Here is a 21696-nt window from a genome sequence, read left to right as displayed (position 1 = left end):
GTGTTTTTGGGCCCCTCGGGAGGGGAGAGGCAGCCCGGATTCATCAGCTATTCACGTTTTATTATTAGTTTACCAGATAAATTGATTTACAATATATATAAATTGTAAATGCAAAGCGAAATCATCGGTCACAGAAGTGGCTGGGAGGAGGAGACATGCCATTGGACAGAAGAGTGGTGTTGCTGGCGGATCGGGTGCAGTCCTACGGGGAGGTGACCCAGTTCAGCGACAATTTGGAGTGTGTGAGCGAGGGGTATTTTGAATCCCTCTACGGCGGGCTGCGGGAGGTGGCGCCCGCGGTGGTCCACTACAGCCATCCGGCCCAGTTGATGGAGCACATCCGCGAACACCAGGACGACATCGTCTTTACGGTCTGGTCGGGGCGGCGCTCCCGCAATCGGCGGGGATATGTGGGCTCCATCTGCGAGGCCTACGGCATCCCCTATGTGGGGGCCGACCCCTATGTGCAGCTGCTGACCGAGGACAAGAGCCTGACCAAACAGCTCTGCCGGAAGTACGGCATCGACAGCGCCCGCGAGGTGTTGGTGGAGGGGCCCGACCAACTGCCCCAAATCGACGACCTGCGCTGCCCGCTGGTGGTCAAACCCAACGCCGAAGGGGGGTCCAACGGCATCACCCGGCGGAGTTTGACGGACAGCCACGAGGGGGCCAAACGGCTGGCCAGAGAGCTGCTCGCCCACTTTCAGCAGCCCATTTTGGTGGAGGAGTACATCGAGGGGCGGGAGATCTGCGCCAGCATCGCCGGCACCCCGGAGCGCATCGACGTGTTGGAGGCCGACCTGTTGATTTTAAACGGAAAGGACTACCAAGCCCACGAGATCTACAGCTGTGAGCCCAAGAAGGGGGAGCAGGGGAAGGTGGAGATGGTGCGGGGGACCCATCTGCTCACCGAGCAGATGAGGGAACGGTTCGCCCGCCTTTTTAAGGCCCTGGGCAAGGTGGATGTGATGCGGGTGGACGGCCGCATCGGCCCCGACGGGTTCAAGCTCATCGAGCTCTCTCCCGACTGCTACATGGGAGCCGACGGCAGCACCGCCCTCTGCTTTGAGTGGGCGGGGTACAGCTATCCACAGATGCTGGAGCTGCTGCTGCAAAACGCCCTGGCGGAGTTTGCAAAGAGGCGATCCCTCTAGCCCCGCAGGGTCGGTCGCCTTTTGATCGAATGAACAAAAAAAGAGGGAACAGCTTGCGGGCTGCTCCCTCTTTCTCTTTCACAACTGCTATTCCGCCGGCTCCTCGGCTGGGGTCTCAGGGGCAGGGGTGTCGGCGGACGGCTCTTCCTGGTCGCCCTCCCACTCGCCGTTCTCTTCCTCTTCTCTGGCGGTGCGGGCCATGGTGACCACCCGTTCCCCTTCGGGGACCCGCATCACCCGCACGCCCTGGGCGTAGCGGGACTGGACGCTGATGTCCGCCACCGAGATGCGGATGATGACCCCGTTGGAGGCGATGAGGATCAGGTCGTCCTCCTCGTCCACCACCTTGATGTTGCAGACCTGGCCGTTTTGCTCGACCTGCTTGTAGTTGGTGATCCCCTTGCCGCCGCGGGCCTGCAGCCGGTATTCCGACAGGTCGGTGCGGCGACCCAACCCCTTCTCGGTGACGGTGACCAGGGTGGCCCCCTCGCGGACACGGGCCATGCCGATGACCTGATCCCCCTCTTCCAGGGCGATGGCCTTCACGCCCCGGGCGCTGCGGCCCAGGGGGCGGACGTCGTTCTCGTCAAAGCGGATGGCCTTGCCCATCTGGGTGGCGACGATCAGCTGGTTCTGGCCGCCGGTGAGGCGGCACCAGGCCAGTTCGTCCCCCTCGTCGAGGGTGATGCAGATGAGCCCGCCCTTGCGGTTGGTGTAGAAGGCCGAGAGGGCGGTGCGCTTGATGACCCCCTGGCGGGTGACCATGATCAGGTACTGGTCGTCGGTGAACTCGGTGACCTTGATCATCGAGGTGACCTTCTCGTTCTCCTCCAGCGGCAGCAGGTTGACGATGTTGATGCCGCGGGAACCGCGGGACCCCTCGGGAACCTGGTAGCACTTCTGCCGGTAGAGGCGGCCCCGGTTGGTCATAAAGAGGACGTAGTCGTGGCTGGAGCAGACAAACAGCTCCTCGGCAAAGTCCTCCTCCCGCCGGGTCATCCCCGACAGGCCGCGGCCACCACGGCGCTGGGTCTTGTAGGTGGAGACCGGCTGGCGCTTGATGTAGCCGTAGTGGGTGAGGGTGAGGACGCACTCCTCCTGGGGGATGAGGTCCTCGATGTCCACCTCGCCGCTGACGGCGGCGATCTCGGTGCGGCGGTCATCGCCGTACTTCTCTTTGATTTCGTTTGCCTCGTCCTTGATGATGGAGAGGAGTTTGTCCTCGTCGGCGAGGATGGCCTCCAATTCGCCGATCTGTACCATCAGGGCAGCCAATTCCTCCTCGATCTTGCTGCGCTCCAGACCGGTGAGCTGGCCCAGACGCATGGCGACGATGGCCGAGGCCTGCACGTCGTCAAAGCCAAAGCGCTCCATCAGCCGCTCTTTGCCCTCGGGGATGCTCTTGCTCTCCCGCAATATGGCAATGACCTCGTCGATGAAGTCCAGGGCGATTTTGAGACCTTCCAAGATGTGGGCCCGCTCCCTGGCCTTTTTCAGGTCAAACTGGGTGCGGCGGGTGATGACCGACTTCTGGAAGTCGATGTACTGCTGGAGCATCTCCTTGAGGCTCAAGACCTTGGGCTCGCCGCCGGACATGGCCAGCATGATGACCCCCACCGTCTCCTGCAGTTGGGTGTAGGAGTAGAGCTGGTTGAGGATGACCTGGGGGATGGCGTCCTTTTTCAGCTCCACCACGATGTGGATGCCCTGCATGTTGGACTGGTCTTTGAGGGAGGAGATGCCGTCCACCCGTTTTTCCTTGACCAAATCGGCAATGCTGGAGACCAGGCGCGACTTGTTGACCATGTAGGGGATCTCGGTGATGATGATCTGGTTGCGGCCGTTTTTCCCCTCGACGATCTCCGCCCGGCCCCGCAGGGTGATCTTGCCGCGGCCGGTGGCGTAGGCGGCGCGGATGCCCGAATAGCCCATGATGATCCCCCCGGTGGGGAAGTCAGGGCCCTTGATGTGGTCCATCAGCTCGGCGACAGAGGCGTCGGGGTTGTCGATGAGGAAATTCATCCCCTCGATGACCTCTCTCATGTTGTGGGGGGGAATGTTGGTGGCCATCCCCACGGCGATGCCGGTGGAGCCGTTGACCAGCAGGTTGGGGAAGCGGGAGGGCAGGACCGACGGCTCCTGCAGCCGGTCGTCGTAGTTGGGGACAAAGTCCACCGTCTCCTTCTCGATGTCCTGCAACATGTACTCGGAGATCCGGCTCATCTTCGACTCGGTGTACCGGTAGGCGGCCGGGGGGTCGCCGTCGATGGAGCCGAAGTTGCCCTGTCCCTGTACCAGGGGGTAGCGCAGGGAGAAGTCCTGCGCCAGGCGGACCATGGCGTCGTAGACCGCCGCGTCGCCGTGGGGGTGGTAGCTGCCCAGCACCGAACCGACGGTGTCGGCGCACTTGCGAAATGCCTTGGACGCGGTGAGACCGCGCTCGAACATGGTGTACAAAATGCGGCGGTGCACCGGCTTGAGGCCGTCCCGCACGTCCGGCAGGGCGCGGCCGACAATGACCGCCATCGAATAGTCCAGATAGGACTTCTTCATCTCTTTTTCCAGGTCGACGACGATGACTTTGGTGTTGTCAGCCGCTGGCGTCACGGATTCTCCTGTACTCATAATGGTTTCTTGCCTCCTCATTGGGGTTTTCGGGTGTGGGCGGGGGAACTTGAGGGCCTGTTACTTGAGTTTCCGCCTCGTAAAGTCGCCGAAGATGGTCTTCATCTCCACCTCGGTGTTCATGTATCCGTTTTTGAAGAAGTACTCCTTCAGGTCGATGGAGAGGATCTTCGAGAGCTCGGCAAACTGTTCGGTCTCCATCTTGGATTTGGGGATGGGGACACAGGTCTGGTCGCCGGTGATGAGGGCGAAAAAGTCGGCGTCCTCATAGGCCTCGTAGAGGTTTTTGTACTCCTTGTTGACCTCGATCCTGCCGTCGTCGCTGCGAAAGAGAAAGCTCTCCCGCCCCAGGACGACGATCCCCCCGTGCATGGCCTCGTGCCGGTCCCTGACAATGCTCTCCAGCCGGCGGCGGGTGTAGATGTTGTAGAAGACCGCCATCAGGATACAGATGACCATCAACAGGGCGGACATCCCCACCATCTGCCAGTTGACCTTGGAGAAGTCCAGGTGGGAGTAGTCGATATAGGGGGAGACGGTGCCGTTTTCCAGGGTGTGCACCGCCACCGCCGACTGGCCCAGGGCGTAGATCATGCTGCAAAAAAAGATGAGGGCCATCACCGAAAAGAAGACGGTGCGGATGATGTTTCCCCGCTTCTCCTTCTTGCCGTAGACCAGGTCGAACACCTTGCGGGTGTCGTCCAGGGTGAGTTCGTACTGCAGTTGCAGGGGAAATTTCATTGCTCGCCGTTCCTTTCAGAAAGGGGGTCACCGGATCCCTCGGCCCCCTCTTCTTCCTGGGCGGCCAGCTCGTCGGCCTCGCGGTCCAGCTCCTCCGCCTCTTCCAGCTCGGCCTCGTCCATCTTCCGGCGCACCAGCTCTTCGATCTGCTCGATCTTCTCCTCGCCGATGGCCTTTAGGGGCAGCACATAGCCGCCCTCTTTGCTCATCCGCAAAATCAGGCAGTCCCCCAGGCGGTAGACCTTTTGCAGGTCCTTGTAGGCAACGCTGCCGGTGCCCACACAGGAGGTCTCGAAAATCTTGTCCTCCAAAAACTCCAGGGTGACGTCGTTGTGAAAGTACTCGTTTTGATCAAAGGTCTTTTTCACCGCCTTGGAGAGCTGCCGCTCAAAGAAGGCGGGGTAAAAGAGGACCGAGAACAGCCCCATGCACAGCAGGGCCACCGCCAGCACCAGGTTGAGGGAGGAGTTGGACTGGCTGGTGAAGTTGAGCACCAAAAAGACCACGGCCATCACGATTTCCACCGCGCCGAAGATGGTGACCTTCTTCTTGCTCTTGTCGATCATCTCTTTGGAGACGTGCATGTTGAAGTTGTAAAAGTCATTAAAATCCATCTGAAAGGTGACTTTGAGAATAGGGGATCCCTTGCTCATGGAAAACACTCCTTTTTTAGCGGGCCGAACGGTCCTCGGTGGCCAGATGAAGGCCTTCCAGCTCCTCCTCTGTGAGGAGTTTGGGGATGTGGTACTCCTCGATCTTTTCGCCTAAAAAAGCGCGCAGCTTTTCGACCTTGTCGGGGAAGATGTAGCGCTTGGAGATGATGACGCGCTGAAACTGCCGCAGGTTGGGCTTGTTGGTGTTCTCCTTGATGCGGATGATGATCAGGTTCGACGTCTCCTGGATGTAGGCGATGTCCTCGTACTCGAAGAAGCGCCGGTAGTTGTCTGCGGCGAGGTTGACCTCGCTCTCCCCAAAGGAGAGGGAGATCTTGTCGTCGTAGATGTTGACGATGTTGCTCTTTTTCAAGTTGAGGTAGAGGTTTGTCATGTTGCGGTAGTCGGCGATGTAGCCGCTGTGATACTCGTAGAAAAAGCGCAGCACAAAGACCGCCGCAAAGGCTAGGGTCAACCAGATGTAGGCCTTGTCGATGAAGGGGGCAAAGACGAAGAAGAGGGTGAACAGCAAATCGGCGATCAGGCACTTCATCAGCACGTTGGCGGCATTCTTGCGGTCATCCAGACAGGACCAGTACTGTTCAAAGAGGAGAAATTCATACCAGTCGTCCTGGTTGTTGATATAGGTGACTTGGGGGTATTCGTTCATAGGTGCTCTCCTGTTGCCATGCGGCCGGTCAGATGTCCAGATTCTTGACGTACCGGGCGTTTTTCTCGATGAACTCGCGGCGGGGGGCCACCTTGTCGCCCATGAGGATGGTGAAGATCTCGTCGGCGCGGGCGGCGTCGTCCATCTCCACCTTGAGCACGGTGCGGTTCTCTGGGTTCATGGTGGTCTCCCACAGCTGTTTGGGGTTCATCTCGCCAAGGCCTTTGTAGCGGGAGATCTCCCACTTGCCCTCCAGGGTGGCCATGTACTGGTCGCGCTCTTTGTCGGTATATGCGTAGTAGACCTTTTTGCCCTTGAAAATCTTGTAGAGGGGGGGCTGGGCCAGGTAGACCCGGCCGTCCTCGATGAGGGGGCGCATGTAGCGGAAGAAGAAGGTCAGCAGCAGGGTGCGGATGTGGGAACCGTCCACATCGGCATCGGCCATGATGATGATCTTGCCGTAGCGGACCTTCGAGATGTCAAAGTCCTCGCCGATGCCACAGCCCAGGGCCAGGACGATGGGCATCAGTTTGTCGTTGCCGTAAACCCGGTCCACCCGGGCCTTCTCCACGTTGAGCATCTTGCCCCAGAGGGGGAGGATGGCCTGGAAGCTGGAATCCCGCCCCATTTTGGCGGAGCCGCCGGCGGAATCGCCCTCCACGATGTAGAGTTCGGTGTGGACGTTGTCGGTGTCGGCGCAGTCGGCCAACTTGCCGGGGAGGGAGGCCGATTCCAGCGCGGTCTTGCGCCGGGTCAGCTCCCTGGCCTTGCGGGCGGCCTCCCTGGCGCGGGAGGCGGTGAGGGCCTTGTCAAAGACCGCTTTGACCACGGCGGGATTCTCTTCAAAGTAGACCATCAGCTTGTCGTAGACCATCGACTCCACCAGGGAGCGCACCTCGGTGTTGCCCAGGCGGGCCTTGGTCTGGCCCTCAAACTGGGCCTCGGTCAGCTTGACGCTGATGACCACCGTCAGCCCCTCCCGCACGTCCTCGCCGGAGAGGTTTTTGTCCCCGTCTTTGAGGATGCCGGCCTTCTTGCCGTACTCGTTGAACACCCGGGTGAGGGCCGACTTGAAGCCCATTTCGTGGGTGCCGCCGTCGGTGGTGTGGATGTCGTTGGCAAAGGAGAGGATGACCTCGTTGTAGCTGTCATTGTACTGCATGGCGATCTCGGCGGTGGTGTCGCCCTTCTGCCCCGACAGGTAGATGATGTCGGGGTGGATGCAGTCGAGCCCCTTTTTCTTGTGCAGGTACTCCACAAAGCTGCGGATGCCGCCCTCGTAATGGAGGGTCTCGGAGAGGGGGTTCTCCCCGTCGCGCTGGTCGGACACCCGCACCCGCACCCCGGCGTTGAGGAAGGCCTGCTCCCGCAGCCGGGAGAGGAGTGTGTCGTAGTCGTACTCGACCTCCTCAAAAATCTCCTCGTCAGCCTTGAACTGGACGATGGTCCCGGTCCCCTCGCAGGGGCCCACCACCTTCAGGTCCTCTTCGGGCACGCCGCGGTGAAATTTCTGGTAGTGCAGCTTTCCGTCGTGTTTGACCCAGACCTCCAACTCGGTGGAGAGGGCGTTGACCACCGAGGCACCCACGCCGTGGAGACCGCCGGAGACCTTGTACCCGCCGCCGCCGAACTTGCCGCCGGCGTGGAGGATGGTAAAGACCACCGTCACCGCCGGCAGGCCGGTCTTGTGCTGGATCCCCACCGGGATGCCGCGGCCGTTGTCCTCCACCCGGATGACGTTGCCGGGGAGGATGTCCACCGAGATGTCGGTGCAAAAGCCCGCCATGGTCTCGTCGATGGCGTTGTCCACGATCTCGTAGACCAGGTGGTGGAGCCCCCGGGGCCCGGTGGAGCCGATGTACATGCCCGGGCGCTTGCGCACCGCTTCCAGCCCCTCCAGGACCTGGATCTGGTCTCCGCCGTACTCTTGTTCGCTCAAGGGTTTATTTTCTTCCACAGATGATTCCTCCCATTGGATGGCGCTGCAGTGCTCTATTGGCCCTGCGGCTGGGTTTTGCGGTTGTAGCGGCCGGCCCGCTTGCGCAGGGTGGCCGACGAGATCTGCGAGATGTAGATGCGGGTCTTCCCCCGCTCGCCGCAGATGATAAAGGACTTGGGCAATTCCACTTGCAGGGGGTCCTGCTGGGAACAGACGTTGATGACCCCGCCCGCCGCCTCACAGCCCCTGAAAAAGGCCTTGGTGTCCCGGGACACCGAGGTGTTTTCGATGTCGAAGATGCCGATGATCGAGTCGGTGGAGACCACCGTGTCCTGACCGAGGTGGATGTACATAGATCGCTCTCTCTTTCCTAGTGGCGTTTAGGCGGGGGACAGGGCGCCCCGCTCCATCCGAAAGACCCTGCCGGACAGAAGGCCCTCAAAGTGGCCGGCGTCGCAGCAGGTGATGAAGACCTGCGCCCCCTCCAGATGGTTGAGGACATAGCTCTGCCGGCCCTGGTCCAGTTCGCTCATCACGTCGTCCAAAAGCATCACCGGCGTCTCCCCCGAGACCTCTTTGAGCAGGTACCCTTCGGCCAGCTTGAGGGCCAGGGCCGCGCTCCTCTGCTGTCCCTGGGAGCCGTAGACCTTGGCGTCGAGGCCGTCGATCTGCAAAGAGAAGTCGTCCCGGTGGACCCCCAGAGTCGAAAACCCGGCGCCGGTGTCGTCGGTGCGGGCGGCGCGCAGCGCCTCCCGGTAGGCGGCCTGTACCTGGGGGAGGGGGGTGTCGGGGGAGAGGGAGAGAAAGCTCTTGTAGCCGACTGTCAACTCCTCCCGCCGAGAGGAGAGGCCCCCGTAGATGGAGCAGGCGTTCTGCCCCAACTTGTTGAGATAGCGCACCCTGGTGCGCCATACCTGCGCACCCCAGACGGCGATGGAGTCGTCAAAGACGTCCAGCAGGTCGTAGGCGGCCCCGTTTTTGTAGAGTTCTTTGAGGACGGCGTTTTTCTGCGAGAGGGCCTTTTTGTACTGGTAGAGCACATGGATGTAGCGGGGCCGCACCTGGCAGATGGCCCCGTCCAAAAAGCGGCGGCGGACCGACGGGCCCTCTTTGACGATGGAGAGGTGGGCGGGGGAGAAGACCACGCAGCAAAAGCTGCCGGCCAGTTCGGCCGGGGAGGCCTTGCTCACCCCGTTGAGAAGGATCTCCCGCCGCTCGCCGTAGCGGAGCTTGGCGCTCTGCTCCCGCCCCTGCGCCGAGAAGGACAGGGAGAGGGTGGCGACCCGTTCCCCCTTTTTGACATAGTCCCGCTCTTTAGAGGGGCGAAAGCTCTTGGCGCCGGTGAAGTTCCAAATCGCTTCGACCAGGTTGGTCTTGCCCTGGGCGTTGTCGCCGCAGATGACGTTGACCCCCTCGTCGGGACAGAGGGAGACGGAGGCGAGGTTGCGGTACCCCTCGGCCGAGAGAGAGAGGACTTTCACAGGGTGACCTCGTACTCCCGCCCGCCAAAGGAGAGGATGTCGCCGGGGTAGACCTTTTTGCCCCGCTGGGTGACGACCTCCCCGTTGACTTTGACCAGGCCTTCGGCCACCACCTCTTTCGCCTCTCCCCCGGTGCCGATGAGCCCGGCGAATTTCAGCAGTTGGTCGAGTTTGATGAAGGGGGGGCGGATGGAAATGGGCTCAGCCTTCATTTTTCAACCTCACGGGCAGCACCAGGAAGAGGAAGGAATCCCCCTCCGGCGGGGTGACGGTCATGGGGGTGAGGGAACTGGTAAAGGAGAGCTTCACCTCGTCGCAGTGGGCGTATTTGAGGGCGTCGAGGAGGTATTTGTTGTTGAAGCCGATCTCGATGTCGTCCCCCTGCTTGTTGGCGACGAATTCGTCCTGCACCTTGCCCAGGGGGGTCTTGCAGAGGACGCTGACCGTTGCGTCTTCAAAGGAGATCTTGAGGGGGTTTTTGAAGCGGTCGTTGATGATGATGGACGCCCTCTCCACACTGTCGATGAAGGTGCGGGTGGCGACGGTGACCACCGTGTTGGAGGATTTGGGAATGGAGTTTTTGTAGTCCAGGAAGTTGCCCTCCAGCAGTCGGGAGAAGACCGAGTACCCCGAGACCTGAAAGAGGATGTGTTTGGGGGAGAGGTAGACGTCGGCCTGGTTTTCCTCCTCCTTGATCAGTTTGGCGATTTCGCTGGCGGTGCGGCCGGGGACAATGAAGTCGCAGGGGGTGAGGATCTGGGCGGGTTCCCGCCGCAGGGCCAGTCGGTAGCCGTCGACAGCCACCAGGGTCAAAATGCCCTCCTCCGCCTCGAACTTGATGCCGGTGTGGACCGGTTTCTGGTCGTTTTGGGCCACGGCATAGAGGGTCTGTTCGATCATGCTTTTGAGGGAGGCCTGGTCGATGGAGAGGGTCTTTTCCCCGTCGATTTGAGGGATGGCGGGAAATTCGGCCGCGTCGATGCCGATGATGGTGAACTCGGTCTGTTTGGTGGTGACGGTGGTGAGGAGGTTAGCGTCCACCGTCACGCTGACCGAATCGTCGGAGAGTTTGCGGATGATGTCGGAAAAGAGGCGGGCGGGTAAGACGATGGTGCCGGTCTCCTCGATTTGAGCGGGGATCTGGGTGGTGATGCCAAATTCCAGGTCGTAGCCCGAGAGGGTGATGCCGTCCTCCCCGGTTTGGATGAGGACCCCTTCCAGGGCGGGGATGTTGGACTTGCCGGGCACTGCCTTTTGGATATTCAACATTGCCTCGCTGAGGGATTGGCGGTCGCAGATGAATTTCATGGCAATTTCCTTTCTGTTTGGAAGATAGAAAAGATAAAGATAGTCGTAGTAGTAGGGGGTGTGAAAACGGTGGAAAAAGGGAACGGAGCCTGTCTGTGCGCGGCTTGAAGGTCTTTTTTGGGCGGTGGGGAGCGGTGTGAAAAAGTTGTGGAGTTTGTGGGGGAGGACGGATTTCTCCACATTGCTGTGAAAAGGCGGGGCTTTTATGTGGGGAAAATGTGGGGTGTTTCGGGGAATTTGTTCCGCGCGCCCCTCTTTTTTTCGCCTATAATTATATAGGAAGGAAAAAGGGAGGGGATTTTCCCGCCCAGGGGGTTTTTCCACGGCTGGGGGAGAGGGTGTGGAATTTCGGGGGCCGCTCTATTTCTTGATGTTTTTGATGATGTCGTTGATGGTCTCCTGCAGGCGCTGGTTTTTCTTGAGCTTGCTCTTCATCTCGTTGAGGCTGTAAACGATGGTGGAGTGATCCCGCCCGCCCAGCTCTTCGCCAATGTTTTTCATGGGCATCTGGGTCACCTCGCGGATGACGTAGATGGCCACCTGGCGGGCCTGGGAGACGTCGGCCGATTTCTTTTTGCTCTTGATGTCCTGGGGGGAGACGTTGAAGGTGCGGGACACCTCGCTGATGATCCGTTCCACCGTCACTGGGATGGGCTGGTTGTCGTTGAGGATGTCCTTGATGGCCGCGTGGGCCACCGCCACCGTGGGGGAGATGCCTTCGAGCATCTTGTAGGCGTTGATCTTCTTCACCGCCCCCTCCAGCTGACGGATGTTGTTTTTGATCCGGTTGGCGATGAACTCGGTCACATCGGAGGGGAGGTCGAGGCCCAAAAGCTCCGCCTTGCGGCGGATGATGGCGATCCGGGTCTCAAAGTCGGGGGGCTGGATGTCCGCCAGCAGCCCCGATTCAAAGCGGGAGCGAAGCCTGTCCTCCAGGGTCTTGATCTCTTTGGGCGGCCGGTCGGAGGAGAGGACGATCTGCTTGTGGGACTGAAAGAGGGTCTCGAAGGTGTGGAAGAACTCCTCCTGGGTGGAGATCTTGCCGCCGATGAACTGGATGTCGTCGATGAGGAGGACGTCGGCCACCCGGTACTTGTTGCGAAACTCCATGGTGGTGCCCGAGCCGATGGCCGAAATCATCTCGTTTGTGAACTCCTCGCCCTTGACGTAGACAATGTTGGCCTGGGGGTTGTTTTTCTTGACCTCGTTGCAGATGGCGAAGAGGAGGTGGGTCTTGCCCAGCCCCGAGTCGCCGTAGATGAAGAGGGGGTTGTATACGTTGGAGGGGTTGGCCGCCACGGCCATGGCCGCCGCGTGGGCGAAGTTGTTGGAGGAGCCGACGATGAAGGAGGCGAAGGTGTAGTCGTAGTCCCCGCCGATGCCCACCTGGTTGAGGGCCTCTTCCGGCTGCTTGTTCTCCTCTTTGGCGGCGGCGCCATCGCCCTTGACCATGGCGTCGCAGGTGATCTGCACGGCGACGGGGAAGCCCAACACGCTCTCAAAGCCCTGTTTGATGATCTCCAGGTACTTCTCGTTGATCAGATCCTGCTGAAACTTGCTGCGGACATAGAGCAGGGCGGTGTCGTTTTCCAGTTTGACGGGTTCGATGCATTTGATCCACAGGTCGTACACCATGTCGGACAGTTGGGTTTTGCAGTGGTGGGCGACCAGTTCCCACACATCGCTGAAGGAATCCATAACGGCGAGTACCTCCCCTATCGAAAATAAAAATATTTTTGGATGCTATTTCATCACACCATTTTAGCACAAAATAGACCTGGTTTTCAACCGAAAAACACCCATCTGGAAGCATTTATAAAAGGAAATGGCGCAAATTTTCGTTTTGCGGGGAAGTAGGGGTATTTTGCAGGGGGAATGGGCGGGCCAAAAAAGAGCGATTGCAGGGCAAATTTACGGGAGAAGAAAAAACAGGCGGCGCCAGAGGGGGAGGAGCAGGGGAAAAAGCAAACGGGGGAGAGCGGGGGAAAAGGGCCGAAAAAGGGCGTAGCCGTCCCCTTTTTTAAAAAAACCAGTTGACAGTTCGGGGAGAAATCCGTATACTAATTAAATGCAAGGTTTTGCCTCGAAAGGAGGGGTTTAGAGTGAAGAGAACCTACCAGCCCAAGAAGATCCACCGGAAAAAGGAGCACGGTTTCCGCAAGCGGATGAGCACCAGAAATGGCCGCCGTGTCTTGTCCCGCAGAAGAGCCAAGGGCAGAAAACATCTGAGCTACTAATGTGAAGGCCACAATCCGCATTGTGGCTTTTCTTTTTCTGCACGGAAAAAAGGGACGAAATGAAGCGACATCCGCACCGGCCGCCAGCTCCCCCCCCGGGGAAGGTGGCGCCAATCAAAGAAAATCGCGAATATCTCAGGGTCTACAAAAGGGGGCGCTCTCAGGTGCATCCCCTTATTGTGACATACGCGCTTAAAAACCGGCTGGGCTACACCCGGCTGGGGATCACCACCAGCAAAAAAATCGGCAAGGCCGTCCAGCGAAACCGGGCCCGCCGGCTGATCAAAACAGCCTACCGCAACCTCCTCCCGGAGATCGCGCCGGGCTATGACATTGTGGTGGTGGCGCGGACCAAGGCCACCTTCTCAAAGGAACAGATGGTGGAGCGCGCCCTTCGCAGCCAGCTGAAAAAGGCGGGCGTGCTGCCATGATACGGCGGTTTCTCATCGGCTGTATCCACTTCTATCAGCGCCATTTTCACCACCCCCCCACCTGCCGGTTTTACCCCACCTGCTCGCAGTATGCGGAGGAGGCGTTGGCGGTACACGGCGCCCTCTGGGGGAGTGTGCTGAGCATTTGGCGGGTGCTGCGCTGCAACCCGTTTGGCAAGGGCGGATTTGACCCCGTCCCGCCCAAGCGCCAAAAATCGAGGTAGATATTCTCGCACAGTACGGAGGAAAAAGACAACTATGAATTTCATCAGCGAAATTTTCGGGTACCCCTTGGGGTTCTTGATGCAGGGGTGCTACTTCCTGGTTCAAAACTACGCCGTGGCGCTGTTCCTGTTTACTCTGGTCACCAAGATCCTGCTGTTCCCGCTGGCTGTCAAGCAGCAGAAATCCACCGCCCAGATGGCGGTGTTCCAGCCCAAGATCACCGAGATCAACAAGAAGTTCGCCACCGACAAGCGGCGCCAGCAAGAAGAGATGATGAAGCTGTACGAGGAGTACGGCTACAATCCCACCGGCGGCTGTCTGCCGATGCTCATTCAGTTTCCCATCCTCTTCGGCCTCATCGACGTGGTGTACAAGCCCCTGACCCACATCGTCCGCATCCCCAGCGACGTCATTCAAAAGGCCCTCACCTTTGCCGGTGAGACGCTGAATCTGGAGTTGAGCAAGGTCAACCCCCAGGTCTCCCTCATCAATGCGGTGAAGGCCGACCCGGGCAGCTTTGAGATGTTCAACGCCGAGCAGATCCACAAGATCACCAACATCAATTTCAACTTCTTCGGCATCGACATGTCCGCCACCCCCCACTTTGCGCTGGAGCCCCTGGTGGTGGTCCCCATCCTGGCCGGGCTGACCATGATCCTCTCCTCCTGGGCCTCCATGAAGTTCTCTGGCTCGGGACAGGCCATGCAGGGGAACCCCGCCGGCGGGATGAGCAAGTTCATGCTCTACGGCATGTCCCTCTTCTCGGTGGTCTTTGCCTTCCAGGTGCCTGCCGGCGTCGGCCTCTACTGGATCTTCTCCAACGTGCTGCTGATCCTGCAGTCCTACCTCCTCAACAAGATCTACAACCCCAAAAAGTTGGCGGTCGAGTACGAGGCGAAGGTGGCAGCCATCAGAGAGGCCAAGAAGAAGAAGGTCAAGGTAGAGGTCAAGGATCAAGAGGGCCACAAGAAGACGGTGGAAAAGGTCCTCACCGAAAAGGAGCTCAACCGCCTGCGCCTGGCCAAGGCCCGCGAGTTGGACGAGGCCCGCTATGGCGGCGAGGGGTCCAAGCCGCAAGACAGCGAATCAAAATAGCCGCCGAAGGCAAGTAGGGGGTATATCGCTATGAGAGAGTGTATCAAAACCGCGCCCGATGTGGACCGCGCCATTGCGCTGGCCTGCGAGGAGTTGGGAGTGAGCCCGGAAGAAGCCAATGTGGAGGTGCTGGAACTGCCCTCCAAGCGGCTGTTCGGGCTGCTGGGCACCACCCCCGCCAAAGTGCGGGTACAGGTGGAGGAACCGGAGTGGGAGAAGAAACAGGCTGCTGAGGCCGCCAAACCCGCCCCCGTCGCCCCCCCTGTAAAACATGAGCCGCAGCCTGTCAAACAGGCGGACAAGCCCACCCCGGCCCCTGAGAAAAAGGCCGAGGAAGAGCCCGCCGCCCCCAAGGCGCGGGAGGTGAGTGAGGCGGAGGAGGCCAAGGCCGCCGTGGCCGAGAGCTACCTGCGCGACATCCTGCAGAAGATGGGGATGGAGGGGATCACCGTCGAGCACCGCTTTGGCAAAGACGGGGTGATCTTCAACCTCAGCGGCAGCAAGGTCGGCGGGCTGATCGGCCGCCGCGGCGAGACCCTGGACGCCATTCAGTACCTGACCAGCCTCTGTTGCAACCGGGGCGGCGGCGACTACCTGAAGGTGTCGATCGACAGCGGCGATTACCGGGAGAAGCGCAAGGAGACCCTGGAAGCCCTGGCCAAGAAGATCGCCGGGCAGGTGGTCAAGAGCGGCCGCTCCACCGCGCTGGAGCCCATGAACCCCTACGAGCGGCGGATCATCCACTCCGCTGTGCAGACGGTGGAGGGGGCCACCTCCAAATCGGTGGGGGAAGACCCCTACCGCAAGGTGGTCATCAGTTCAAAGAACCCGGTGAAGCGCAGTCGGCCTCCCTACGACCGCAGCCGCCGCAGCGGCGGGCGGAGAGACGGGGGAGAGAACCGCTCCAGAGAGCGGAGCCAGAGCCCTCGCCCCCCGCAGAAACCGGCGGAAAAGCCGAAGGACGAAGCGGCGGAGCTGCCCCTGTACGGGAAAATCGAGCTGTAAGAGTGAGCGGGAGAAGCATGGGCTTCTCCCGCTTTTTTGACAAGGGGAAGCGGCGAGGTTTTCCACATCCCTTTGCAAGATGTGGAAAACAGGGGCCTTTTTTGTGGGAGATAGGAAAACAAATCGAAGTATTTTTGTATAATAAAATTGATATAATACAAATAGTATATTTTATGAGCACTTTTTGGGTCGATTGACGGCATCCCTTTCCCGCCCTTTGAAAAAAAGAGAAAAGGGCGGGGGACGGCTCTTGTAATTTGCCGGCACAATCCGTACAATAAAAAATGGATTTCAAGAAACTTCTTGTGTGTCCCCCTCTGCGCGAAGCGGCGGGAAGACGACTTGAATACCCCGCGGCAGGGCGAACGGCCCGGCGACGGGAGGAGGGAAGACGAGGATGGAAACAAATATCTGTTCGGTGCTGGCCGTTTTCCCCGTCCCAGACATGGAGAGGACGGCGCGGTATTACTGTGATGTTTTGGGGTTTCGGGCAGTGCCCTATCTGACCGTGCAGGAGCCGCACATCTGCCTTTACCGGGACCAGGTGGAGATCGTGTTGACCGGGGCCAACCGGGGGCGGATCTTCCCTCACCGGGAGCTGTACGGGTATGGGGAAGACGCCTATCTGGTGGTCCGCGACCAGGAGGCCCTGGAAGCGGAGTTCCGGGAAAAGGGGGCGAAGATCGTCCGTCCCCTGCAGCTGACCGACTACAACAACCGGGAGTTTGTGCTGGAGGACATCGACGGCCGCTGGCTGGCCTTTGGGATGAAGCAGGGGTAAAACTGGCGCGGCAGAACGGCCGCTTTCGGGCGTCGGCGACATGCCGGAGATGCCGGGGCTGCGGGCAAAGATGCGCTTTTGCCGGCGGTCCCTGGGGGAGAGCCGTTGCAGGTTTGGTTTTCCACCACCGGTCGACTGTTGGTGGAAAATCCATTGTCCTTTAGGGAGGAGGAAGTTTTATGCAGACCACCATTGCCGCCATCGCCACCCCCTTGGGAACAGGGGGGCTGGGGGTGGTGCGCCTGTCGGGGCCCCGGGCCTATGAAATTGCGGCGCGGGTCTTTGTCCCCGTCAGCGGCAGGGACATCCGCTGTCAAAAGGGGTACACCGCCCTCTTGGGCCGGGTGGAGCGCACCCTGCCCGACGGCGGGCGGGAGATGCTCGACCAGGCGGTGGCCCTCTTCTTTCGGGCCCCCAAAAGCTACACCGGGGAGGACGCGGTGGAGCTCTCCTGCCACGGCGGGGTGGCGGTGCTGCAGGAGACCCTGCGGGCGCTGCTGGACGCCGGTGCGGAGTTGGCGGGACCGGGCGAGTTTTCCAAGCGGGCGGTCTTGGCGGGGAAGATGACCCTCACCCAGGCAGAGGGGGTCATGGACCTGATCAACGCCCAGACCAGGCAGGGCGCTGCCGCCGCCCTTTCGGCCATGGACGGCCGCCTCTACCGGCACGCCGCCGCCATCCGTGCCGATTTGGTGGATTTGGCGGCCCATCTGGCAGCCTATGTGGACTACCCCGACGAGGACATCCCCCAGTTGGAGGAGGGTGTTTTGAGCGACCGGTTGCAGCAGGCTGCCGACCAGCTATCCGCCCTCCTGCAGAGTTTTGACACCGGCTCGATGATACGCAACGGCATTGACACCGCCATTGTGGGCAAGCCCAATGTGGGTAAATCCACCCTGATGAACCTGTTGGCCGGGTACCAGCGCAGCATCGTCACCCAGGTGCCGGGCACCACCCGCGATGTGGTGGAGGACCGGGTACAGCTGGGAGAAGTGACCCTCAACCTGGCCGACACGGCCGGCATTCGGGAGACCGACGACCTGGTGGAGCAGTTGGGGGTGCAGCGCTCCCGGGAGAAGTTGGCGCGGGCCCAGCTGGTGCTCGCCCTCTTTGACGGCTCGGTCCCTCTGGACGAGGAGGACCGGCAGCTCCTCTCTCAGATAGGGGACAAGCCCTGCATCGCCGTCATCAACAAGCAGGACAAGGCCCAGCGGCTGGACGTCGAGGCGGTGCGGGCCCAGATCCCCGACCTGGTGACCATGAGCGCCCGCGAGGAGCGGGGGGTGGAGGAGCTGGAACAGGCCATTTTGCGGAAGCTGCGGCTGGAAAAAATTGACCTGCAAAACGGGCTGCTCATCAACGAGCGGCAGCGGCAGGCCACCGGCCGGGCGGCAGCCCGGGTCGTGGACGGGTTGGACGCCCTGCGGGCGGGGATGACCTACGACGCGGTGGCGGTGGAGATCGATGAGGCCATTGCCGCCCTGTCGGAACTGACCGGTGAGAGCGCCGGGGAACAGGTCATCGACGCGGTGTTTGCAAATTTTTGTGTGGGAAAGTAGAGCCGACCGGATTCCACCGCTTTTTAGAAGATGTGGAAAACAGGGGCCGCTGACGGAAGAGGGATGAGACGAGAGATGGAACGGCTTCGTTTGGGCGAGTACGACGTGGTGGTCATTGGCGCCGGCCACGCCGGGGTGGAGGCGGCGCTGGCTGCCGCCCGGCTGGGGTGCAGGACCGCCCTCTTCACCATCACCCTGGACTTTATCGCCAACATGCCCTGCAACCCCTCCATCGGGGGGACGGCCAAGGGTCACCTGGTGCGGGAGATTGACGCCCTGGGCGGGGAGATGGGCCGGGCTGCCGACGCCACCTTTTTGCAGAGCCGGATGCTCAACCGGGGGAAGGGGCCGGCGGTGCACAGCCTGCGGGTACAGTCGGACCGGGCCGCCTATCACGCCTACATGAAACAGGTGGTGGAGCGGCAGGAGGGCCTGGATGTCAAACAGGCCGAAATCGTGGAGATCCTCACCGACGGGGGGCGGGTCTCGGGGGTGGTGACCAAGTTGGGGGCCGAGTACGGCTGCCGGGCCGCCGTCATCGCCAGCGGCACCTTTTTGAACGCGGTGGTCTATGTGGGGGACGCCTCCTACCGCTCGGGCCCGGACGAGACGAGGGGGGCCGACCTCCTCTCCGACTCGCTGCGGCGGCTGGGCATCGGCCTGCGCCGGTTCAAAACCGGCACCCCGGCCCGGGTCAACCGGCGGAGCATCGACTTCTCCAAGCTGGAGCCCCAGGAGGGGGACGAGGAGATCGTCCCCTTCTCCTTCGAGACCCGGGGGGAGCTGCAAAACCGGGCGCTGTGCTACGTGGCCTACACCAACGAGAGGACCCACCAGGTCATACGGGACAACATCCACCGTTCCCCCCTTTACGGGGGAAAGATCGAGGGGATCGGCCCCCGCTACTGTCCCAGCATCGAGGACAAGGTGATGCGCTTCCCCGACAAGCCCCGCCACCAGATCTTTGTGGAGCCCTGTGGGGAGAACACCGAGGAGTACTACCTGCAGGGGATGAGTTCCTCCCTGCCGGTGGATGTGCAGTTGGCCCTCTACCACACCATCGAGGGGTTTGAAAAGCTGGAGATCATGCGCAACGCCTACGCCATCGAGTACGACTGCATCGATCCCACCCAGCTGGCCCCCACACTGGAGTTCAAGGGGGTCCCCGGCCTCTTTGGGGCGGGGCAGTTCAACGGCACTTCCGGCTATGAGGAGGCCGCTGCCCAGGGGCTGGTGGCCGGGATCAACGCCGCCCAGGAGGTACAGGGGAAAGAGCCGCTGGTGCTCGACCGCTCCACCTCCTACATCGGCACCCTCATTGACGACCTGGTCATCAAGGGGGTCACCGACCCCTACCGGATGATGACCTCCCGCAGCGAGTACCGGCTGATCCTGCGCCAGGACAACGCCGACCAGCGGCTGACCCCCATCGGCTACCGGCTGGGACTCTGTTCCCAGGCGCGCTATGACGCCCTGATGGAAAAGAAGCGGGCCATTGGCGCCGAGCTGGCCCGGCTGGAAGGGACAACCGTCTCCCCGACGGAGGAGCTCAATGCCCTGCTGCAGAAACTGGGCACCGCCCCGCTGCGCAGCGGGGCAAAGCTCGCCGACCTGTTGCGCCGCCCCCAGGTGGGGTATGACGCTTTGGCCGGGGTGGACAGCCGGCGGCCACCGCTGCCCCGCCCGGTGACCGAGCAGGTGGAGATCTCTCTAAAGTACGAGGGGTACATCCGCCGCCAGCTGGAGCAGGTGGAGCAGATGCAGAAGCTCGAGCGCAGGCGGCTGCCTGCGGAGATGGACTACGCCGCCATCGGCGGGCTGCGGTTGGAGGCAAGGGAGAAGTTGGCGGCAGTGCGCCCCCAAAATTTGGGACAGGCTTCCCGCATCTCGGGGGTCTCTCCGGCGGACATCTCGGTGCTGCTCATCTGGTTGAGCCAGCAGGGGGGCAAAGAGGAGAAGGACAGGGGAGAAAAGGGAGAACGATGATCGACAGAGAGAGAATGAGAGAGCTGGCGGCAGCCCAGGGAGTTGCCTTGAGCGACCTGCAGTTGGAACAGTTGGACCGGTATGCCGTCACGCTGGTGGAGGCCAACCAAAAGATGAACCTGACGGCCATTGTCGACCGGCAGGGGATCGAGGAGAAGCATTTTTTAGACAGCTTGCTGTTGGTGCCCCTGCTGCCGGCGGGCTGCAAGAGCCTGATCGACGTGGGGACCGGGGCGGGCTTTCCCGGGGTGGTGGCCAAGGTCGCCCTGCCCGGCCTTCGCCTTACCCTGCTGGACAGTCTGCAGAAACGGGTGACCTTTTTGGAGGAGCTCTCTGCCCACCTGGGCTTTGGCGGGGTGACCTGCCTGCACGGCCGGGCGGAGGAGGGGGGCCGCGACCCTGCACTGCGGGAGCAATTTGACGTGGCCACCGCCCGGGCGGTGGCCGACCTGGCGGTGCTGGCGGAATACTGCCTGCCCTTCGTGCGGCTGGGCGGCCGTTTCTTTGCCCTGAAGGGACCTGCCTGTGAGGAGGAGTTGGAACGGGCTACCTCGGCCATTGCCCTGCTGGGGGGAGAGGTGGTGGGCGTTCATCCCCAAACCCTGCCCGACGGCAGCAGCCGAAACATAGTAGAGGTCAAAAAAATATCGCAAACTCCGACAAAATATCCCCGGAACGCCGGGAAAATCAAAAAAAATCCGCTTTGAGGGCGGATTTTTTTGTTGCCCACAGGAGGGCTGTGTCGATTTTGGAAGATGGAAATGTCTGGAAAACTCATTTCCCGCGTGCTATACTGAAAAAGAAGCAGGACAAGCTGTATTTTTACAGGATACCGCCTTTTTTGGAAAAAGCGGTGAAATGGGAGGAGACAACAATGGCATCTCTTTTTTCAAAAAACAAAGTGGTGGGAAAGGTGGTGGATCTGCCCATTGAGGAGATCCAGGCCAATCCCGCCCAGCCCCGCATGGAGTTTGACGCCTATGAGCTCATCGGTCTTTCGGAGAGCATTCGCCAGAACGGGCTGTTGCAGCCTATTACGGTGCGCAAGCTGGAAGAGGGCGGGTATGAGCTCATCTCAGGGGAGAGACGGTTGCGCGCCTCCAAGCTGGCTCGGTTTTCCACCATTCACGCCATCGTTGTGGAATCCAGTGAGGAACAGTCGGCGGTATTTGCCCTGTTGGAAAATATTCAGCGGCAGGACCTGAACTGCTTTGAGCAGGCGCGGGGGATCAAAAAGCTGATGGAATGCTGGCATGTCACCCAGGAGGAGACGGCCCGCCGCCTGGGGATCGCCCAATCCACCCTGGCCAATAAACTGCGGCTGTTGGGGCTGGACAGGGAGGTGCAGGACTGCATCGTCTCCCAAAAGTTGAGTGAGCGCCATGCCCGCGCCCTGCTGCAGGTGGGGAAAGAGAAGCGCCTATCGGTGGCCCAGTTGGTGGCACAGCGCCATTACAGTGTGGTACAGACAGAGGACTACATCGCCCGGATGGCGGCGGAGGATGCTGCCACAGCAGCCAGGCAGAGAAACCGCTTTATTGTCAAGGATGTCCGCATCTTTCTCAACACTGTGGACAAGGCCATTGATTTGATGAAGCAGGCGGGAGTCGACGCCCAGGCGAGCACTGTGAAGGGGGAGGAGTATATCGAGTACAACATCCGCATCCCCCTCAAAAAAAGGGAAAAGGAGAGCGCCTAGGTCTTGCTAAAAGCGGACTGTTTTGGGAAGGACGGGCCGCCCGTGCAAACAATGAGATCGACGTGCTCCTTTTGATAGAGAGTGCCTACGGGCGCGAGAAGGAAAAA

At 60.7% G+C, this 21696-nt stretch carries 21 protein-coding genes; 11 read left to right on the top strand and 10 right to left on the bottom strand.

All coding sequences use genetic code 11. The features are described 5' to 3' along the window. Positions 1-161: 161 nt before the first annotated feature. Positions 162-1154 (top strand): D-alanine--D-alanine ligase family protein, encoded by a 993-nt coding sequence (locus tag BN3266_RS00675; protein ID WP_195891582.1) that lies wholly within the window; start codon positions 162-164, stop codon positions 1152-1154. An 87-nt stretch (positions 1155-1241) separates the two neighbouring features. Here BN3266_RS00675 and gyrA read toward each other — a convergent pair whose 3' ends face one another. From gyrA to dnaA, 10 genes are all read right to left on the bottom strand, one after another. Then, complete coding sequence (gene gyrA / locus BN3266_RS00670; protein WP_075109629.1) at positions 1242-3779, bottom strand: DNA gyrase subunit A; 2538 nt, start codon at positions 3777-3779, stop codon at positions 1242-1244. 60 nt (positions 3780-3839) lie between these two features. Further along, complete coding sequence (locus tag BN3266_RS00665; protein WP_059002987.1) at positions 3840-4520, bottom strand: YcxB family protein; 681 nt, start codon at positions 4518-4520, stop codon at positions 3840-3842. Next, positions 4517-5173: a YcxB family protein gene (locus tag BN3266_RS00660; protein WP_059002984.1), complete on the bottom strand. Its 657-nt coding sequence runs from the start codon at positions 5171-5173 to the stop codon at positions 4517-4519. Before BN3266_RS00660 ends, BN3266_RS00665 begins: the two co-directional genes overlap by 4 nt. Before the next feature lie 16 nt (positions 5174-5189). Next, positions 5190-5843: a hypothetical protein gene (locus tag BN3266_RS00655; protein ID WP_021660077.1), complete on the bottom strand. Its 654-nt coding sequence runs from the start codon at positions 5841-5843 to the stop codon at positions 5190-5192. A gap of 28 nt (positions 5844-5871) precedes the next feature. Then, positions 5872-7800: a DNA topoisomerase (ATP-hydrolyzing) subunit B gene (gene gyrB / locus BN3266_RS00650; protein WP_059002982.1), complete on the bottom strand. Its 1929-nt coding sequence runs from the start codon at positions 7798-7800 to the stop codon at positions 5872-5874. Positions 7801-7835: 35 nt separating this feature from the next. Continuing rightward, the gene (gene remB / locus BN3266_RS00645) at positions 7836-8135 is read right to left on the bottom strand and encodes an extracellular matrix regulator RemB (protein WP_059002981.1); all 300 of its coding nucleotides are present in this window, start codon (positions 8133-8135) and stop codon (positions 7836-7838) included. Between the two features lie 27 nt (positions 8136-8162). Next, positions 8163-9263 (bottom strand): DNA replication/repair protein RecF, encoded by a 1101-nt coding sequence (gene recF / locus BN3266_RS00640; RefSeq protein WP_059002979.1) that lies wholly within the window; start codon positions 9261-9263, stop codon positions 8163-8165. Continuing rightward, positions 9260-9475 carry an RNA-binding S4 domain-containing protein gene (locus BN3266_RS00635; protein WP_021660073.1) on the bottom strand — a complete coding sequence of 72 codons (216 nt, stop codon included), beginning with the start codon at positions 9473-9475 and terminating at the stop codon, positions 9260-9262. Before BN3266_RS00635 ends, recF begins: the two co-directional genes overlap by 4 nt. Next, positions 9465-10571: a DNA polymerase III subunit beta gene (gene dnaN / locus BN3266_RS00630; protein WP_059002978.1), complete on the bottom strand. Its 1107-nt coding sequence runs from the start codon at positions 10569-10571 to the stop codon at positions 9465-9467. Before dnaN ends, BN3266_RS00635 begins: the two co-directional genes overlap by 11 nt. A 360-nt stretch (positions 10572-10931) precedes the next feature. Further along, positions 10932-12269 carry a chromosomal replication initiator protein DnaA gene (gene dnaA / locus BN3266_RS00625; protein WP_021660071.1) on the bottom strand — a complete coding sequence of 446 codons (1338 nt, stop codon included), beginning with the start codon at positions 12267-12269 and terminating at the stop codon, positions 10932-10934. A 404-nt stretch (positions 12270-12673) separates the two neighbouring features. On the opposite strand from dnaA, the gene rpmH reads away from it, so the two are divergent. The 10 genes from rpmH (at position 12674) to BN3266_RS00575 (ending at position 21589) form a co-directional block, all read left to right on the top strand. Further along, on the top strand, positions 12674-12808 hold the full coding sequence (gene rpmH / locus BN3266_RS00620; protein ID WP_021660069.1) for a 50S ribosomal protein L34: 135 nt from the start codon (positions 12674-12676) through the stop codon (positions 12806-12808). A 59-nt stretch (positions 12809-12867) separates the two neighbouring features. Beyond that, positions 12868-13239 carry a ribonuclease P protein component gene (gene rnpA, locus BN3266_RS00615; protein ID WP_044992928.1) on the top strand — a complete coding sequence of 124 codons (372 nt, stop codon included), beginning with the start codon at positions 12868-12870 and terminating at the stop codon, positions 13237-13239. After that, positions 13236-13463, top strand: coding sequence for a membrane protein insertion efficiency factor YidD (yidD, locus tag BN3266_RS00610; RefSeq protein ID WP_021660067.1), 228 nt, complete (start codon positions 13236-13238; stop codon positions 13461-13463). The genes rnpA and yidD overlap by 4 nt, the downstream gene beginning before the upstream one ends. A gap of 34 nt (positions 13464-13497) precedes the next feature. Beyond that, complete coding sequence (locus tag BN3266_RS00605) at positions 13498-14559, top strand: YidC/Oxa1 family membrane protein insertase (RefSeq protein WP_059002976.1); 1062 nt, start codon at positions 13498-13500, stop codon at positions 14557-14559. Positions 14560-14589: 30 nt separating this feature from the next. Further along, complete coding sequence (gene jag / locus BN3266_RS00600; protein WP_059002974.1) at positions 14590-15564, top strand: RNA-binding cell elongation regulator Jag/EloR; 975 nt, start codon at positions 14590-14592, stop codon at positions 15562-15564. Positions 15565-15961: 397 nt separating this feature from the next. After that, positions 15962-16345, top strand: a complete 384-nt coding sequence (locus BN3266_RS00595; protein ID WP_059002972.1) for a VOC family protein — start codon at positions 15962-15964, stop codon at positions 16343-16345. A gap of 179 nt (positions 16346-16524) precedes the next feature. Next, positions 16525-17904, top strand: a complete 1380-nt coding sequence (mnmE, locus tag BN3266_RS00590; RefSeq protein ID WP_059002971.1) for a tRNA uridine-5-carboxymethylaminomethyl(34) synthesis GTPase MnmE — start codon at positions 16525-16527, stop codon at positions 17902-17904. 75 nt (positions 17905-17979) lie between these two features. Beyond that, on the top strand, positions 17980-19890 hold the full coding sequence (mnmG, locus tag BN3266_RS00585; RefSeq protein ID WP_059002969.1) for a tRNA uridine-5-carboxymethylaminomethyl(34) synthesis enzyme MnmG: 1911 nt from the start codon (positions 17980-17982) through the stop codon (positions 19888-19890). Continuing rightward, positions 19887-20597 (top strand): 16S rRNA (guanine(527)-N(7))-methyltransferase RsmG, encoded by a 711-nt coding sequence (gene rsmG / locus BN3266_RS00580; RefSeq protein WP_059002967.1) that lies wholly within the window; start codon positions 19887-19889, stop codon positions 20595-20597. The genes mnmG and rsmG overlap by 4 nt, the downstream gene beginning before the upstream one ends. A gap of 167 nt (positions 20598-20764) precedes the next feature. Next, positions 20765-21589: a ParB/RepB/Spo0J family partition protein gene (locus BN3266_RS00575; protein WP_059002965.1), complete on the top strand. Its 825-nt coding sequence runs from the start codon at positions 20765-20767 to the stop codon at positions 21587-21589. Positions 21590-21696 lie beyond the last annotated feature (107 nt).

The sequence above is a fragment of the Bittarella massiliensis (ex Durand et al. 2017) genome (genome assembly GCF_001486165.1).
In the GTDB taxonomy this organism is placed as follows: domain Bacteria; phylum Bacillota; class Clostridia; order Oscillospirales; family Ruminococcaceae; genus Bittarella; species Bittarella massiliensis.
This window is presented reverse-complemented; position numbering and strand designations above follow the sequence as displayed.

Excerpts from the sequence above, each read along its gene's own strand:
- gyrA (WP_075109629.1), bottom strand. The coding sequence starts at position 3,779 with ATGAGTACAGGAGAATCCGTGACGCCAGCGGCTGACAACACCAAAGTC.
- BN3266_RS00665 (WP_059002987.1), bottom strand. The coding sequence starts at position 4,520 with ATGAAATTTCCCCTGCAACTGCAGTACGAACTCACCCTGGACGACACC.
- BN3266_RS00660 (WP_059002984.1), bottom strand. The coding sequence starts at position 5,173 with ATGAGCAAGGGATCCCCTATTCTCAAAGTCACCTTTCAGATGGATTTT.
- BN3266_RS00655 (WP_021660077.1), bottom strand. The coding sequence starts at position 5,843 with ATGAACGAATACCCCCAAGTCACCTATATCAACAACCAGGACGACTGG.
- remB (WP_059002981.1), bottom strand. The coding sequence starts at position 8,135 with ATGTACATCCACCTCGGTCAGGACACGGTGGTCTCCACCGACTCGATC.
- BN3266_RS00635 (WP_021660073.1), bottom strand. The coding sequence starts at position 9,475 with ATGAAGGCTGAGCCCATTTCCATCCGCCCCCCCTTCATCAAACTCGAC.
- dnaN (WP_059002978.1), bottom strand. The coding sequence starts at position 10,571 with ATGAAATTCATCTGCGACCGCCAATCCCTCAGCGAGGCAATGTTGAAT.
- dnaA (WP_021660071.1), bottom strand. The coding sequence starts at position 12,269 with ATGGATTCCTTCAGCGATGTGTGGGAACTGGTCGCCCACCACTGCAAA.
- rnpA (WP_044992928.1), top strand. The coding sequence starts at position 12,868 with ATGAAGCGACATCCGCACCGGCCGCCAGCTCCCCCCCCGGGGAAGGTG.
- yidD (WP_021660067.1), top strand. The coding sequence starts at position 13,236 with ATGATACGGCGGTTTCTCATCGGCTGTATCCACTTCTATCAGCGCCAT.
- BN3266_RS00605 (WP_059002976.1), top strand. The coding sequence starts at position 13,498 with ATGAATTTCATCAGCGAAATTTTCGGGTACCCCTTGGGGTTCTTGATG.
- jag (WP_059002974.1), top strand. The coding sequence starts at position 14,590 with ATGAGAGAGTGTATCAAAACCGCGCCCGATGTGGACCGCGCCATTGCG.
- BN3266_RS00595 (WP_059002972.1), top strand. The coding sequence starts at position 15,962 with ATGGAAACAAATATCTGTTCGGTGCTGGCCGTTTTCCCCGTCCCAGAC.
- mnmE (WP_059002971.1), top strand. The coding sequence starts at position 16,525 with ATGCAGACCACCATTGCCGCCATCGCCACCCCCTTGGGAACAGGGGGG.
- mnmG (WP_059002969.1), top strand. The coding sequence starts at position 17,980 with ATGGAACGGCTTCGTTTGGGCGAGTACGACGTGGTGGTCATTGGCGCC.
- rsmG (WP_059002967.1), top strand. The coding sequence starts at position 19,887 with ATGATCGACAGAGAGAGAATGAGAGAGCTGGCGGCAGCCCAGGGAGTT.
- BN3266_RS00575 (WP_059002965.1), top strand. The coding sequence starts at position 20,765 with ATGGCATCTCTTTTTTCAAAAAACAAAGTGGTGGGAAAGGTGGTGGAT.